15 protein-coding genes are annotated in these 15,092 nt (G+C 44.6%); 9 read left to right on the top strand and 6 right to left on the bottom strand.

The window, feature by feature from the left end; translation table 11 throughout:
• The first annotated feature begins 117 nt into the window (after window positions 1-117).
• From LZ23_RS16625 to LZ23_RS16580, 9 genes are all read left to right on the top strand, one after another.
• Entirely contained in the window at window positions 118-726 is a 609-nt protein-coding gene (locus tag LZ23_RS16625) for an electron transport complex protein RnfA (RefSeq protein WP_045216013.1), read from the top strand.
• A 106-nt stretch (window positions 727-832) separates the two neighbouring features.
• Window positions 833-1,936: an NADH:ubiquinone reductase (Na(+)-transporting) subunit F gene (locus LZ23_RS16620; protein ID WP_045216011.1), complete on the top strand. Its 1,104-nt coding sequence runs from the start codon at window positions 833-835 to the stop codon at window positions 1,934-1,936.
• A gap of 66 nt (window positions 1,937-2,002) precedes the next feature.
• Complete coding sequence (locus LZ23_RS22865; RefSeq protein ID WP_157493291.1) at window positions 2,003-2,461, top strand: hypothetical protein; 459 nt, start codon at window positions 2,003-2,005, stop codon at window positions 2,459-2,461.
• Window positions 2,462-2,579: 118 nt separating this feature from the next.
• Window positions 2,580-3,494, top strand: coding sequence for an FAD:protein FMN transferase (locus LZ23_RS16610; RefSeq protein ID WP_198146029.1), 915 nt, complete (start codon window positions 2,580-2,582; stop codon window positions 3,492-3,494).
• Window positions 3,484-4,356 carry a precorrin-6A reductase gene (gene cobK / locus LZ23_RS16605; protein ID WP_198146028.1) on the top strand — a complete coding sequence of 291 codons (873 nt, stop codon included), beginning with the start codon at window positions 3,484-3,486 and terminating at the stop codon, window positions 4,354-4,356. The genes LZ23_RS16610 and cobK overlap by 11 nt, the downstream gene beginning before the upstream one ends.
• Window positions 4,357-4,572: 216 nt before the next feature.
• Window positions 4,573-5,373, top strand: a complete 801-nt coding sequence (gene thiM, locus LZ23_RS16600; protein ID WP_045216006.1) for a hydroxyethylthiazole kinase — start codon at window positions 4,573-4,575, stop codon at window positions 5,371-5,373.
• A 28-nt stretch (window positions 5,374-5,401) separates the two neighbouring features.
• The gene (locus tag LZ23_RS25385; protein ID WP_045216004.1) at window positions 5,402-5,524 is read left to right on the top strand and encodes an RCKP-type rubredoxin-like domain-containing protein; all 123 of its coding nucleotides are present in this window, start codon (window positions 5,402-5,404) and stop codon (window positions 5,522-5,524) included.
• Window positions 5,525-6,166: 642 nt separating this feature from the next.
• Window positions 6,167-6,955: a nitrilase-related carbon-nitrogen hydrolase gene (locus LZ23_RS16585; RefSeq protein WP_045216000.1), complete on the top strand. Its 789-nt coding sequence runs from the start codon at window positions 6,167-6,169 to the stop codon at window positions 6,953-6,955.
• A 271-nt stretch (window positions 6,956-7,226) separates the two neighbouring features.
• Window positions 7,227-8,225 carry an Rpn family recombination-promoting nuclease/putative transposase gene (locus LZ23_RS16580; RefSeq protein ID WP_045215999.1) on the top strand — a complete coding sequence of 333 codons (999 nt, stop codon included), beginning with the start codon at window positions 7,227-7,229 and terminating at the stop codon, window positions 8,223-8,225.
• A gap of 367 nt (window positions 8,226-8,592) precedes the next feature.
• Here the strand turns inward: LZ23_RS16580 and LZ23_RS16575 are convergent, their stop codons facing one another.
• From LZ23_RS16575 to LZ23_RS16550, 6 genes are all read right to left on the bottom strand, one after another.
• Window positions 8,593-9,078: an asparaginase domain-containing protein gene (locus LZ23_RS16575; RefSeq protein ID WP_045215997.1), complete on the bottom strand. Its 486-nt coding sequence runs from the start codon at window positions 9,076-9,078 to the stop codon at window positions 8,593-8,595.
• Window positions 9,079-9,082: 4 nt separating this feature from the next.
• Entirely contained in the window at window positions 9,083-10,864 is a 1,782-nt protein-coding gene (locus LZ23_RS16570; RefSeq protein WP_045215995.1) for an amino acid ABC transporter permease, read from the bottom strand.
• Window positions 10,865-10,930: 66 nt separating this feature from the next.
• Window positions 10,931-11,758 carry an ABC transporter substrate-binding protein gene (locus tag LZ23_RS16565; RefSeq protein WP_045215994.1) on the bottom strand — a complete coding sequence of 276 codons (828 nt, stop codon included), beginning with the start codon at window positions 11,756-11,758 and terminating at the stop codon, window positions 10,931-10,933.
• Between the two features lie 319 nt (window positions 11,759-12,077).
• Window positions 12,078-12,806, bottom strand: a complete 729-nt coding sequence (locus tag LZ23_RS16560) for an amino acid ABC transporter ATP-binding protein (protein ID WP_045215992.1) — start codon at window positions 12,804-12,806, stop codon at window positions 12,078-12,080.
• A 426-nt stretch (window positions 12,807-13,232) separates the two neighbouring features.
• Window positions 13,233-14,171, bottom strand: a complete 939-nt coding sequence (locus LZ23_RS16555) for a TIGR03943 family putative permease subunit (RefSeq protein WP_045215990.1) — start codon at window positions 14,169-14,171, stop codon at window positions 13,233-13,235.
• A gap of 13 nt (window positions 14,172-14,184) precedes the next feature.
• Window positions 14,185-15,087 (bottom strand): permease, encoded by a 903-nt coding sequence (locus LZ23_RS16550; protein ID WP_045215989.1) that lies wholly within the window; start codon window positions 15,085-15,087, stop codon window positions 14,185-14,187.
• Between the last annotated feature and the right edge of the window lie 5 nt (window positions 15,088-15,092).

Raw genomic sequence — 15,092 nt, 5'->3', positions numbered from 1 at the left:
GGCAAATGTGCATGAATCATAAGCAAAAATCATAAAAATGTGAAAATTGTAACCATTTGATTTTATTAGCAAAACGATTATAGTTACTTAGAAGCTATAAGGTAGAAGGATAAATAAATGGAAGAAGCCATAAACAATAATTTCTTTACTGCCCTTATTCTGATTTTCCTGTCAGCTGCATTTACCAACAATATCCTGCTGTCCAGATTCCTGGGCATGTGCTCTGTACTGGGCGTGTCCAAAAAAGTAGATACCAGCATGGGCCTGGGTGTAGCGGTCATATTTGTCACTACAAGTACTTCAGGCATTAACTATCTTATATATAATTACCTGCTCATACCCTTGGAGCTGGAATATTTGCGGCTGATAACATTTATCGTGGTCATCGCATCTTTTGTGCAGCTTGTGGAAATGATTGTTGAGCGGGTTTCCTTAGTGCTTTATAACTCTCTTGGCATTTTCCTGCCACTGATAACTGTCAACTGCGCCATTCTGGGTGTATCCCTGTTTATGATCGGTCAGCCCTATTCTTTTCTGCAGGCCCTGTCTTTCGGCGCTGGAAGCGGGTTCGGATGGTTCCTGGCCATCATGCTCATTGGAGGCATCAGGGAAAAAATCAATGAAAACGCATTGCCCAAAGGTCTGGCTGGCCCTGGGATCACGTTGATCATCATCGGCATCATGTCACTGGCCTTTGTGGGTTTTTCCGGCATGATCAGTATATGATAACTGATCAGTTAACTTTTCAAAAACGCGTAATGCTCCCTATAAAATGCAATAAACCCAGAGGGTGCGCTTCAGGCTCGCCCTTACACTGAACCGGGAATATTTAATGCTGACTTCAATAATCATAGCTCTGACCTTTCTTTCAGCCACTACCCTGCTATTATCCCTGCTTTTGGTTCTTGCCGAAAAATGGATCCTCAATTACGGCCCCTGTGATATTAATATCAACACCGGGCAAAAGGTGCTGACAGTCAACGGAGGATCCAGCCTGCTCAGCGCACTTTCGGAAAATCAGATATTTATCCCCTCAGCATGCGGCGGACGAGGCAGCTGCGCATATTGCAAAGTCCAGGTCAACAAAGGTGGAGGGCCTGTCAGTCCTATTGAGGCTCCATATCTTTCATTAGAAGAATTGGAGAATAACACCAGATTGTCCTGCCAGATCAAGGTCAGGGAAGATATTGATATCCACATCCCTGAAGAACTTTTCAAGGCCAGGCGCTTCAAAGCAAGAGTTTCTACCAAAACCATGCTGACCTATGACATTATGGAACTTGGGCTTGAGTTGATTGAACCTGCAGAGATAGACTTTACTGCAGGACAGTATATTCAGCTCGAATCTAAGGAATACAAAGGCAGGGAATCAGTTATACGCGCCTATTCACTGTCGTCTCTGCCTTCTGATGTGAACAGGGCAGAACTGATTATGCGCAGAGTGCCTGAAGGCATCTGCACCACATGGGCATTTGACCATCTGCGCGAGGAAGAAGAGATATTTTTCAGTGGTCCATATGGAGATTTCAAGCTCCAGGACACTGACGCTCCAGCAATATTCATTGCCGGCGGCAGCGGTATGGCTCCCATCTGGAGTATCTTGCGCCACATGAAAGAGCAAAACATACGTAAAAAAGCTTATTACTTTTTCAGCGGCAGAATTCATGATGACCTCTTTTTCACAGATGAACTCTTTAGCCTGGAAAAAGAGCTTTATGATTTTAAATATGTGCCCTGTCTGACCAGGGAACCCCAGGACTCCAAATGGGATGGGGAGCGTGAAAGAATTCCCATTGTAATGCCAAAGTATATTCCTGATGCTTCACAATACGAGGCATACCTTTGCGGTTCATCTGCTCTTATTGATGCATGCTGTTCCAAGCTGAGCCAGATGGGAGTACAGGATGACAGAATGTATTTTGATAAATTTGAGTAAAACGGAATTTGCGTTGCATCACAACTTTTTAACTGATACTTTTAAATCTTCACTAAGTCCAATATCATGAAAAGATCACCCCAAGAACAACAGATAATAAAGTGCCTTGGTCCATCAAAGTTCTCTGCCACGGGTTTTATGGGAAACGATCCACGGGAGGTGGAGGAGGTTATCTCCGATGATGCCAATACTTTGGAAAAAGCAGGACTGGACAGACAAATGGCTGCCCATATTCTTGAAAAAATCTTTCACAGGGCAGCATCAGCCATAGGTGATCCAATAGAAATTGCAGATGGTGTGACAGCTGAATACATTGCCTGCCGCGGCAAAATTCCATCTCCTTTTCCAGGAGAAGGTGCTTTTGCCAAAAACATGGTTCAGGTTTACATGGACCGGGAAACATTTTTTTATATCAACTCTTTGTCCATTCATCTTATCCGCAAACACGGTTTCTTTCAGGGAACGGGTTCGCCTTTTCGCATTGAACCTGAATGGATTATCACCTTAGCACGCCATGTTTCCTGAGCCTACCACTCCGCCAATATTATGCAGAGCTTTACTCATTCTCATATTTTCATGCTTTGCACTTTTATCATGCAGTAATGAACAAAAAACTCCGCTGACAGCCCTGCAGGGCTGGACCATGGGCACTTATTACCGGGTGACTTTGGCCCAGGTAACTCCGCGCCAGACGCAGCGCGCTGAAAAGAAAATCGCCCGCACCCTTGAGCAAGTGAATCAAAGCATGTCTGTATTTGAACCTGACAGCGAAGTTTCCAGATTCAACAAGCTCCAGCCAGGACAAAAATTATGCGTATCTCAAGATTTTCAAAAGGTAATGACCACTTCTTTTCAGGTCTATGAGATGACTGACCGGGCTTTTGATCCCACACTTGCTCCTCTTATAGATATGTGGGGCTTTGGTGCAGAAAATGCTCTACTTCGCCCTGATCCAGACCAGATCGAGCAAGCTCTTGAATGGGTCGGTCTTGACAAGGTAATGATGGATGAACACGGTTGTCTGCACAAAACCCATCCACGTACAGAGCTTAACCTGTCCGGAGTTGCCAAAGGTTATGCAGTGGATCTCATTGCCGCGTCTCTTGATGATATAGGCATCAGATCCTATCTTGTTGATATCGGCGGAGACATGTTTGCAAGAGGAACAAAACATGATGCTTCACCCTGGAGAATCGGCATCAGCCTCCCTCTGCCAGATGCCGGAACTGAAGATCTGTTAGATATAATCGACATTCAAAATGAAGCTGTTGCCACAAGTGGTGATTATCGCAACTTCTTTGTCCATGACAACAAGCGCTACAGTCATATCATTGATCCAGCCACAGGCTATCCTGTGCGTCAGAATATTGTAAGTGCAACAGTTATTGCCAAAAGCTGTGTCCTGGGCGATGCTCTGGCAACAGCCATGCTTATTATGGATGTTCAGGAAGCATTAAAACTGGCAGACAGCTCAGGCATGTTTGAAGTGCTGCTAATTAAGATGGAGGATGAAGAACTCACCATCTACAACAGTTCTGATTTTTTTCATGACCGATAAGTTTTCAGAAAAATTGCGCCTCCAGCCTTCTTCTACAATTCTTTTGCTGGGAGGAACAACCGAGTCTTTACAAATCACAAAGGCTCTTTCACATAGAGGATTTCAGGTGCTGGTAAGTCAGGCAACTTCTGTGCAACTGGAGCTTCCTGCCCTGCAGGGAGTAACCTTCAGAACCGGCCCCCTGAATGCCCGGGACATGGCTGATTTATTGAGATCCAAAAGTATTCATGCGGTTATTGATTGCACACACCCTTATGCGGAGCTTGTCTCGGCCAACGCTTTTCAAGCCGCATCCGAATGCTTAATTCCATTCATTGTGTATCAGCGCCCTGCCATATCCGAACATACTCGGGGCATTATGTGGGCCGGAGACCACATTCATGCCGCCCGCATGGCCTTTGACCTGAATGGCATTGTATTTTTAAGCATTGGAAGTAATAATATTCACATATATGCGCATCAATTTCAGTCATGCATCACGCGCCTTATTGCACGCATACTGCCAGGTCAAACTTTCAGAGAAAAATGCCTTGCTGCAGGGCTTTCAATGCAGCAGATCATTGAGGCACGCGGTCCCTTTACCCGTAAGGAAAATCAAAAACATTTTCATGACTCTGCTGCCGGCACCCTCATTACCAAAGACAGCGGAGAAGCCGGAGGAGTTAACTCCAAGCTTGAAGCAGCCCATACTCTTGGTATGAATGTTATTGTCATAAAAAGACCTCCGCGACCAGGCAGACTGATTTTTAACAGCATAAACAAGCTAATATCTTTTGTTGATCAAAACTGTTACTTTATTGATGCCAATCTTGTTATAAAAAGTGGCAAAGGTGCAGATGTGAGATATAAAGCGCGAGTGTGAGCTGGTGTGAGGGTGTGAGGCGGAGTGTGAGGCAGTCCACCAACTTTTTCCTCATGCGTGCTCTGCCCACAACCCAACTTAAAAAAAGATCTACAGTTGGTGCCACAACTTGACTTTTCAGGCTGAAGGCTGAAGGCTGAAGGCTGAAGGCTGAAGATTTAATTTGCTGATTTTACAACTGAATCATCCAACCTTAACCAATATCGTGAGAACTATATGATTACACCACAGACAACATGGACAAAACTGCAAGAAATCAGACAGAACAAACCATTGGTTCTTAATATCACCAACATAGTGGTGACCAACATTACAGCCAATGTATTGCTGGCTCTTGGTGCTTCGCCGGCAATGGCTGTATCTGCAGATGAAATACAGGAGCTTACAGCCCTCAGCGGGGCCCTGGTTCTTAATATGGGCACTCCAGGAAAAACTCAGATAAAAACCATGGAACTGGCTGCCCAGAAAGCTCGAGAAACAGGCATTCCCATTGTTTTAGATCCTGTTGGAGCCGGTGCCAGTAAAATCAGAACCGAAACTCCTATTAATTTCCTGCGGCAGGGCATGGTGGATATTCTAAGGGGCAATGCTTCAGAGATAATGGCCCTGAGCGGTTCTGCTGATAAACCTCGCGGAGTTGACAGTCTGCACGCATCCGACCAGGCCGTTGAATCTGCCTTGAGTCTGTCACGTCAGTATAATTGCGTTGTTTGCGTGAGCGGTGCTACTGACATTATTGTTTCCAAGGATCAAGTAACAAAAGTAGCCAATGGACACCCCATGATGACCCTCATCACAGGTATGGGATGCTCAAGCACCTGTCTGACAGCTGCTTTTGCAGCCGTGGAAAAGGATTATTTCCAGGCAGCAGCCATGGGCATGGCTATAATGGGTGTATGTGGACAAATGGCAGCGCAAAAAGCTTCAGGGCCTGGCAGCCTGGAAACTTTTTTCCTTGATTTTCTTTATGGTCTTGATGAAAATCAGCTGCAATTAATAAGTATGAGTTCAAATTAACCATTCAATATTGCGGAGGTATGAATTAATGGCTGAATTTAAATGCGAAAAGTGCGGCGAAACAAAAGAGGGAAGATGCAAACCCAAAAAATGCCCCAAGTGCGGTGAGCAGGGTTGTATGGAAAAAATTGAAAAAACAGACAAAAAGTAGACATGGATTAGTTGGTACTTTGCACACAGGCGCGGTCCTGGGCCGCCCGGGGGAGGAGATTACAAGTAACTAAAAAAAACTGGACCCCGGATCAAGTCCGGGGTGACGGTTAAAGCTAACTATTACTCTTTGTCGTCATTCCGGCGAAAGCCGGAATCCAGGCTTTGGCATGAAGAAGCGGCTGGAGCCGCAAGAACTAAACGTCCCCAGGCTGGAGCCTGGGGACGAGTGGTGAATTTTCACAATTTTTATGATTTTTACATATGATTGATTCTCATTCACCAGAAAAGTTCCGTCAAAGATGAGAGCCTTACGCCTGGCACAGCTTCCTGCCCGGAGGCTTACAGCCCGGAGGGGGACTGTCCCTCGCTGTGAAAATTTTATCATCAAAGCAAATTTCTTCCAGGTATCAAAGCAGCATCAATCTTTTTTATAGCACCTCGCGGGGACTGTCCCAATTTCCAGAAAAGTGGCAGACTCATAAAGTTACTCACAATTATCAGTCCCGGTCCCCCGGGTGAAAGGCTTATCACTAACAACTAATAACAAATAACTGATAACTGACAACAATTGTCCATAGAACAATTCAGCAGCAGGTAAAGCAAATCTATTACACTGACCACTCATATTCGAGGTAAAAGAATGAAAACAGTTTGCGTTGGAGTTTGCCAGACCCCAGTACTTGGAGAAATCAAGGAAATTAATCCCTGGTTAGACAGGATTGCGGCTGAGGATACCAAAAGCCTGTGGGTTTTTCCTGAGCTTTTTCTTGGAGGATTTGATTACGACCATAAGGAAAAGTGGGCTGATCAATGTCTTGAAATCAAGGATATCATGGAAAAATTTGCCAGAGACACTGGTCATATTCTTGCCGGAAGCCTGTGGTGCCGTAAGGCGGATAAATACTACAACACATTTTACCTTTTCTCACCTGATGGCGGAACAATGGAGCTTTACAGCAAGCTGCACCTTTTTCTCCCTGGCAGGGAAAATGAGTATTTTACAGCTGGCAATAAGTCCCCTGAGTTATTTCAATGGCATGACATTAAAATGGGTTTTGCCATCTGCCATGACCTGCGCTATCCTGAACTTTTTCTGATCCAGCATGCCTTTGAACCGGACATTTTCGTGCTCAATGCCCAATGGCCCCTGGCTCGCATTGAGCACTGGCTGACCCTGATCAAGGCCAGAGCCATTGAAAATCAGTGCTACATCCTGGCCTGCAATGGCATGGGCAACTCAGCCCTGGGCAAATTGGCCGGACATTCCTGCCTTATTACTTCCTGGGGTAAAACAGAATTTATTCTTAATGAGGAACCTGGCATGCAAAAGGCAATACTGGATGAAGAAGTAATCAAAAATGACAGGCAAATGTTTGACAGTCGCCAGTCACCTTTTTTTGATCTAAAGTTCAGACACTTAGATATTTAATTTTTTAAAACATCTCTAACACTACAGCGACTTTTGAGTTAATGGGCAGGTAATTGTGCCAACCTCAGGCAGTATAAATAGTCTGAATATCTAACGGCAAGAGATCCTGTCCGCTGGAATACAATACCCCATCTCTTGTCTTATTCTGGAACAGCAGTATAATTTCTTTATGGATGTTTTTGCTGAAAACCCAAATTTCAACCATAATGTATTAGTTGACATTCAGTATAGGCTTGTATTTTCCCTCATAATGAATTAATGTATTGCCTATATGAGCAAGAAAATATCAAAAGCACACGATAGTTTTGTAAAGAACATTTTAGGCCGTGAGGTCTATGCCAGGGATTTTATCCGCTATTATCTTCCAGAAAGGATTACATCCCAGCTGGACCTGGATACGTTGGAAGTGTCTTCCAAATCCTTTGTCAGTGATGAGCTTAAGGAGAACCTGACAGACTTGGTTATGTCCCTTCAGTTCAAGAATAGAGATCTTGCAGAAATTTATATGCTCATTGAGCATAAAAGCAATTTATATCACCTGACAAAGCTCCAGCTGTTCGGATATCTCAACGAAGCATGGCAGAATAAAAGAAAGGACGAGCTTCCGATAATTATCCCTGTGGTCTTCTACCATGGGAAAAAGAAATGGAACTACAGTCTTGAGTTTTCAGATATGTTCAAGCCTCCGGGAAAGCATTATTTCAAGTATATTCCTAAGTTTGAACATATCTTGCTTCAAGTCCCGGAAATTAATAAGCAAAAGATAAAATCAACTATCGTCCTTGAGGTCTTTAACCTGGTCCTGGAACATATTTTTTATCCAGACAGGCGAGACCGGATATATAAAGCAATGGAACTATTATTTCAGGGATTACAGGCAGAGGAAGCAGGAGAAATCTTTGCAGTAATTGTCAAGTATATGCTTTCCGCCACAGACTTAACCCCTGAAGAAGTGGAAGAAAATGTAAGGCATCTTCCCAAAGGAGCAGATACCGTGAGAACAACAGCAGACGTTTTAAGAGAAGAAGGCAAGCATGAAGGGGTTATTATCGGTGAGCAGCAGGGCATAGTTAAGGGCGAACTTAAAGCCACCCAGGAAACCCTGATAGACCTCGCAGTAGAGGTATACGGACCAATACCCGACATGCTCCAGGTTAAAATCAAGTCCATTCAATCCATAGAGAACCTCAGGGCTCTAAACAGAAAAATAATCAGAACAGAGTCATTGGATGAATTCACAGAACTGGTAGATAGAGCAGCACTCAACTAACAATTCCACACAAGAGGCCACTTAGTTTTAAAAGGTTGGCCTCCGTATACAGTCGAATATCACTGCTTTTCCAATTACATAAGTAGTTCAAGGTCAGGTCAGTGTGAATAGTGTTCAAACCAGTGCATTAGCAACACATTTTAAGACACAAAGTATAGGTTATTACTATTACGCTGAATAAAAGCCATCAAGGACAATCTTCTTCTAAAAGAGAAAAGAAAAAGCCAACAGGGACATTATGTCGCCAGTCTCCTTTTTTTGATTTAAAGTTCAGACCCAGTGATACAGCGTAGGCGCTTCACCCAAACGAACCATGATGCGGCACTCTTCTTAAAGGAAACAAGCTTCCGGATCAAGACTGCCTAAGCTAGTTCAGAGCCTCAAATCGACCAGTTTCTTTATTCTTGGTGACATTATCCCAATTGAAAATTTTGGCATTCATGGCAATATATACACCAGGTGGAAGGATCTGGGTTGCGGCCAGAGCAAACCCCAGGTTAAACACTGCGTCGGAATCCCTGAATGTAAAAGGTATCATTGCTCCCACCAGCACGATTGTTTTATCTTTCATCTGACTGCTCAAAACAGCAGCTGTCTCAACCATGGTGTCAGTGCCATGAGTGATAAGTATTCTATTCATACTGGTTTCACGGCATTTGTCCCGAATTCTGATTCTGTCACTGTCTTCCATAAACAGGCTATCCTTGAGCATGATTATTTCCAGATCAATCTCAAGACCACACCTGCCTGCAGTCAAGATCTCATTAACATGAGTCTTGGTCAGAACCAGCTCGCCATCAGTTTGCCGGTATTCCTTGTCCAGGGTACCGCCGGTAATAAAAATCTTGATCATGGTTTTACATCCTGAGCCTTACCTTGTCAGGGGTTAGTCTGTGTTCCAGCCTGGCTGCCAGAATGCTCATGGCGTAGCAGCAGATAAAATAAAGCACCGCTATGGTAGTGTAAATTTCAAAAGGATAGATCATGAGACGGTTATTCAGGATTTGAGCAACATAGGTAAGTTCCATAACCCCAATTACAAAGGCCAGGGACGTGTCTTTAAAAATGGCGATAAACTGGCCCACAATGGCGGGAATCATCTGTTTCAGTGCCTGGGGCAGAATAATGTGGCGCATGGTGCGATAATAACCAAGTCCGGTACTCATGGCCGCTTCAAACTGCCCTTTGGGAATATTTTGAATACCCCCGCGCACTATCTCCGCAATGTAAGCGCCTGTAAAAATAGTTAACGCAATGGTTGCGCTCCAGAATACGCTGATGAAAGTATTAAAAAACACCGGAATAAAGAAGTAAACCCAGAAAATCACAATAATCAGAGGATTGCCTCGGATAAATTCAATATACATCATGCATGGAATGCGCAGAATATTGTTTTTTGACATCCTGCCCAGTCCAACTGCAAGCCCGATAAAAAAGCTGATGGAAATAGCAATTACTGACATGATTATGGAGAAACTAAGACCTCCCAGGCCCATAAAAATATCATCCGCCCTGCCATCCGGAAAACGCCAGATGAGAAGTGTCCTCAGGCTGTCCCAGATAATCTGCCAGTTAAAAGAATAGAGCCCTTTGGCACATAAGTAGACACCATAAACAAATAGCAGCCCAAAACTCAGTTTAGCAGCAGCATTTAAAGCCTTCCAGCTAATCAGTGATACTTGTTTAATGGCGGTCTGAGTTTTGGTAAGTTTAAGACCCTGCTGTTGCCTGGGAACCACAACAGCTATCCCCCTTTGCACAACAAGCATGGTTTTGACGAAGGGCCAGGATATGAAAATATAACTCTGTGAGAGAAAATCCTTTTTACGCTGGGTCGTCCGTCGAAGTCTGGCATTGATAGTATTTAATATGCCGGAAATAGACAGGGAAAGACTCAAGTAAATAATTGTAGCAGCTGTTGTAGCTTCAAAGCCTCTGAAAGTGAGAGATTCAATTTGCTGCGACTGCCATGTCAGGTCCGCTACACCTACAACCATGGCCAGAGAAGAGTTCTTCATATTGTTGAGAAACTCACTGCCTAAGGGAGGAATAATGGCTCGAAATGCCAGAGGCAGAATAATCTTGCGCATGATTTGAAAATAATTAAGCCCGCTGGAATATGAGGCTTCCAGCAATCCCTTGTCAATGGACTGAATTCCAGCCCTGATGACTTCGGCCATGAACGATCCGGTATAAATGGCAAGGCCGATTGTAGCACACCAGAACTCATAGTTTAGCCCGAACAGCCAGTTCCGCATTTCCATGGGCAGGGCCTGAGGCATGGCAAAATACCAGAAGAAGAGCTGAACTAGAAGAGGTGTGTTTCTGAAAAATTCTACGTAAGCAGTTGATACCCAGTAAAAGGGTTTAAAGTTAGACAGGCGCCCGAGCCCGAAAAAAGTACCGAGGGCAAGAGCCAGTACAGAGCTGATCAAGGTGATCTTGAGAGTGACCTGCAGACCGTATATCAGGTAAAAGCCAAGGTTTTCTCCATAAGTGGGGTTGACTGTAAACAATACGCTCCAGTCAAAATTATATCCAAACTCAAAGAAAAAACCCCAGTAGATAAACGCTGCCGCAAAAATACTGATGAGAATTGAATTTTGAGCCCAGGCTTTGGATATCCAGGATTTGTACATCAGGGTGCTGCCCGTAAAAGGGCCCGGAGCAAAAGCCCCAGGCCCCGTAAGGTTTAAGTGTCAGGACTAAGGCCAGACTTCAATCTGTCGTGTCATGGGGAAGTAATATGGGGTGTCGGGACCATACCATTTGTTGTATATTTCCATATAAGTGCCATCAAGCCACATATCCTGCAGTGCAAAATTTATGGCATCTCTCCAGGCGGAGTCATCCTGGGGAACACCTATTCCATAAGGTTCATCGCTTATGAAATCACCCACAAGTTCCCACTTTCCAGGCTCCTGAGCTGCATAGCCCAGTAAAATTGTGCTGTCTGTGGACCAGCCAGCAACACGGCCCAGCTTCAGGGCTTGAAAGGCTTCTGATTCACGCTGAAAGGAAATAACATTCGAAGCATAATCTGGATCTCCAAGCTCTCTTAGCAGGTTCCTGATATTGATTTCAGAGGTTGTGCCCTGCATTGTCGCAATTCTTTTCCCTACTAAATCTTCAATATCTGAGAACTGACCAGCCGGGGCCAGAATTTTCTGACCGTCGAAAAAGTAAGTGATGGAGAAGTCAATGACCCTGTCCCTTTCACGGGTATGAGTCATATTGGCTACTGACATATCAATGCGTCCCTGCTGAATAAAGGTGATGCGCGTACGGTTTGTCACAGCTACCCTTTCAATCTCTACTCCAAGGCGCTTGGCAACCTCTTCAGCAATATCCACATCAAACCCGACCCACTCATTGTTGTCGTTATAAAAGGCACCGGGAATTGAATCAGTCATTATGCCCACCCTGACAACTCCTGATTCCATTACCCTGTCATAGGTTGGACCGGCCAGAGCAACCTGTGACCAGACAAGCAATGCAGCCAGCGCAAAAAAAACACTCTTCCAAAAACGCATCTTACTACCTCCTGAAGTTGTAAAACATTATTATGGACTAGCCTCAACACATAAAAAAACAGATGATGGTATATCTGTTAACCTCTTTAATAGACCCGAAGTAAAAAAAAAGCAGTAAAAGTGCTGTTACCCCGTGGCCAATGTATCACAGTGGGAGCATTACGCGTTTCTGAAAACTTGAATTTTAAGTTGTATGTCATAGCTGTTTTGATGTTAAAACCAGATTATGACGGCTTGGCACGGGGACTGTCCCTGGCTTCGGGACTGTCCCCAATTGACTTTTCAGAAACGCGTAACGCTCCCATTTCAGATGCAAGTATTAATGGGATAGTATTTTACTGAGAAAGCTTTTTGCCCTATCAGTCTGGGGTTGAGTAAAGAAAAGAGATGGAGTGTTCTGCTCCACCAGGATACCTTCATCCATAAATATGACCCTGTCTGCCACTTCACGGGCAAAGCCCATTTCATGCGTAACAACAACCATGGTCATGCCTTCTAAGGCCAGGGCTTTCATTACATCCAGAACTTCATTGATCATTTCCGGATCCAGGGCTGAAGTTGGTTCATCAAAAAGCATTATCTTGGGGTTCATGGCCAGCCCCCGGGCAATGGCCACACGCTGCTGCTGCCCTCCGGACAATTGTGATGGGTAGTGATGTGCCTTATCTGGAATATTGACTTTTTCTAACAGTGCCATGGCTTGTTCATAAGCTTGCTTCTGGGTTAAGCCGCGCACAAGAGTAGGCGCCAGAGATATGTTTTCAAGCACACTCATATGAGGGTAAAGATTGAATTGCTGAAAAACAAAGCCAATTTCAGCCCGCAGCTTGGTGAGATTAACATTAGGAGCGTAGAGGTTAATTCCGTCTACAAGAATTTCCCCTTTTTGAATTGGCTCCAAGCGATTGATACAGCGAATCAGCGTGCTTTTGCCGGAGCCTGACGGGCCGCACACAACTACAACCTCGCCCTTTTCTATATGCAGATGGATATCGTTAAGGACGTACAGGCTGTCAAACCACTTGTGAACATGTTTAAACTCAATCAATTGCTACTCCTTGACACTATGCATAACCTGGGGCTGATTCTTTCAATAGTGGAGCCTGTATACTGCAGGCTATTAAAGACCACTTAGAAGCTCCTCACCCGGGAGGCCCGGGACCGAACTTGCAAGTAACTAAAAAATTAGCCTTAGCACGTTAGAGATTGCCGCGCTCGAAGACTCGCTCGCAATGACACCTGTGCTGTCAGGGATGTAGTTGCGCAAAATCTGTCACCCAAGAGTGAGCCCAAGCGACCGAAGCAATCTGTCAGGTAAAACCGTAATGCTCTGAATTTATTGCTAATTTGATTTTAGTTACTTAGAGGTAATAGTTGACTTCTGTCTTTTGATAAACGGATTACAAATACATAGTTGCGAGGTCAAGAAAAAGCTTGATTCCAGATACTTATGGCTGCCAATCCACTTCTAAAGTTATGGCATGTATTGCCTGTAAATATACGGATAAACATAAGGAGATTCCGGGACAGGTATCTGCTGAACATTATCAGCCCTGATCATAAGCATGTTCTGGTCAAAAACAAAAGCCTGATCAATCTTGCCGGTCACTTTTATCCATGAATCAGTGGCAAAATCAGCCAGGCCCTGCCCACGCACCAGGATACCGTAAAATGTAGCATCAGCCAGGCAGCAGGTAATGGCTGTCCGGGTCACGGCAAGCTCACTATCATCCATCATATGGTCTCGGTACACAAACCCTGACAACTCGATCTCCCGGTCCTGAAACTCATCCTGATAAGCTGCAATGACCATCATAATGTCCAGAAATCCTTTTTCGTCCACAACAATTCTGTCCATACTCAGCAACCTTTCCGCCAGCTCCTGGTAATAATCCGAATCATACCAGATACCGAGGTCCTGCTTGAGCGCTTCCTGCTCTTTATCAAGCGCCTCTGAGTGTTCCTCACCCTCAAAGACATAATTTTCCCACCATTCATGGTCAATTTCTTCTGGCTGATCATATACATCGCCCACCTGATCATCCTCCAGGCGTTCCCTGGGCTGTATCTGATGGTAAATAATGCCTTTTTTTTGTGCCACAGAACTGTCTAACAGCTTGGGCTGCACAAAAAAACCCAGCCCCAGGAGTATGCAGAACAGGGCATACATCACAGGTCTGCCCAGGTTGGACTCATGCCCGTCAGGACACCCGCAGTCGCAACTGTCATGTTTTACCAGGCCTGTTTCAGCCAGAATAATCATGGCCTTGTAAGCAGCAAGAAAAAGAAAACTGAAGGTGGAGAAATAGAAAAAAGCAAGCATTTGCGGGGCAAGAAAGTATAGAATATCTCCTGTATAGATCAGCTTGACCTGCATAATGGCCAGCAACAGCAAAATTATGGCTTTCAGCATGATCAGTCCGTCCTCATCCCAGGATATGATGCAGAGTTACCACAGTAAGATATACAGCAATACTTACTGATATTACAAACACAACAACGAACCGGACCGGAAAATAGCCCAGAAGCATGGCTGTATTCTTGATATCAAGCATTGGACCAAAAACCAGAAATGCCACAATGGACATGGTGGGAAAGGTATGGGCAAAGGATGCAGCAACAAAAGCATCTGCAGTGGAACAAAGCGACAGCACATATGCCATGAACATCATGATCAACGGCGAGATAAATACAGATTCAGCCAGATTGAATACCATCTGCTGACTGAGCATGGTCTGAAACAACGAGGCTATGCCCGCACCGAGAATAAAATATTTGCCCACAGTAAAAAATTCATCAACAGTATGATCAAAAATTCTTTTCCAGGAGGCAAAGCTGAAAAAACCGGGGCTTGCCTGTTTCTCAAAAGACATGGGAAGCTGTCTATCAAGTTTGAATCCCGGCCTGGACTCCAGAAAAATATACACTGCAAGCCCTACAAGCACTGCCACCAGGGCAGCCACTCCAAACCTGAGGGCCACAACCTGCAGATCAAATCTGAAGGCATAAAACGATGAGGCCAGAACAATAGGGTTTAGAATGGGCGCGGCAACAAGAAAGACAGCACCGGCGCAAAGCGGCATGCCTTTGCGAACCAGACCGCGTATGACAGGAATGATAGCGCATTCACACACAGGAAATACAGCACTCAAAATCAAAGCCGGAGGGATGGACAGCAAAGGATTGGCAGGCAGGTATTTCTGAAAAAACTCTTTGGGAATAAAAACAAGAACCAAAGAGGAAAAAAAAGCACCCATCAGAATGAATGGGGCAGACTCAAACACAATGCTCAAAAAGATCATTGACGCGTTATGCATGGTCTCAAGCATAAAAA

It is taken from the genome of Desulfonatronovibrio magnus (genome assembly GCF_000934755.1).
Lineage (GTDB): Bacteria > Desulfobacterota > Desulfovibrionia > Desulfovibrionales > Desulfonatronovibrionaceae > Desulfonatronovibrio > Desulfonatronovibrio magnus.
The sequence above is the reverse complement of the archived record's forward strand: the minus strand, read 5'-3'. Positions and strand labels throughout refer to the sequence as shown.

Excerpts from the sequence above, each read along its gene's own strand:
- LZ23_RS16580 (WP_045215999.1), top strand. The coding sequence starts at position 7,227 with ATGAGCAAGAAAATATCAAAAGCACACGATAGTTTTGTAAAGAACATT.
- LZ23_RS16620 (WP_045216011.1), top strand. The coding sequence starts at position 833 with ATGCTGACTTCAATAATCATAGCTCTGACCTTTCTTTCAGCCACTACC.
- LZ23_RS25385 (WP_045216004.1), top strand. The coding sequence starts at position 5,402 with ATGGCTGAATTTAAATGCGAAAAGTGCGGCGAAACAAAAGAGGGAAGA.
- LZ23_RS16610 (WP_198146029.1), top strand. The coding sequence starts at position 2,580 with ATGGGCACTTATTACCGGGTGACTTTGGCCCAGGTAACTCCGCGCCAG.
- LZ23_RS16550 (WP_045215989.1), bottom strand. The coding sequence starts at position 15,087 with ATGCTTGAGACCATGCATAACGCGTCAATGATCTTTTTGAGCATTGTG.
- LZ23_RS16555 (WP_045215990.1), bottom strand. The coding sequence starts at position 14,171 with ATGCTGAAAGCCATAATTTTGCTGTTGCTGGCCATTATGCAGGTCAAG.
- LZ23_RS16570 (WP_045215995.1), bottom strand. The coding sequence starts at position 10,864 with ATGTACAAATCCTGGATATCCAAAGCCTGGGCTCAAAATTCAATTCTC.
- thiM (WP_045216006.1), top strand. The coding sequence starts at position 4,573 with ATGATTACACCACAGACAACATGGACAAAACTGCAAGAAATCAGACAG.
- LZ23_RS16585 (WP_045216000.1), top strand. The coding sequence starts at position 6,167 with ATGAAAACAGTTTGCGTTGGAGTTTGCCAGACCCCAGTACTTGGAGAA.
- LZ23_RS16625 (WP_045216013.1), top strand. The coding sequence starts at position 118 with ATGGAAGAAGCCATAAACAATAATTTCTTTACTGCCCTTATTCTGATT.
- LZ23_RS22865 (WP_157493291.1), top strand. The coding sequence starts at position 2,003 with ATGAAAAGATCACCCCAAGAACAACAGATAATAAAGTGCCTTGGTCCA.
- LZ23_RS16565 (WP_045215994.1), bottom strand. The coding sequence starts at position 11,758 with ATGCGTTTTTGGAAGAGTGTTTTTTTTGCGCTGGCTGCATTGCTTGTC.
- cobK (WP_198146028.1), top strand. The coding sequence starts at position 3,484 with ATGACCGATAAGTTTTCAGAAAAATTGCGCCTCCAGCCTTCTTCTACA.
- LZ23_RS16575 (WP_045215997.1), bottom strand. The coding sequence starts at position 9,078 with ATGATCAAGATTTTTATTACCGGCGGTACCCTGGACAAGGAATACCGG.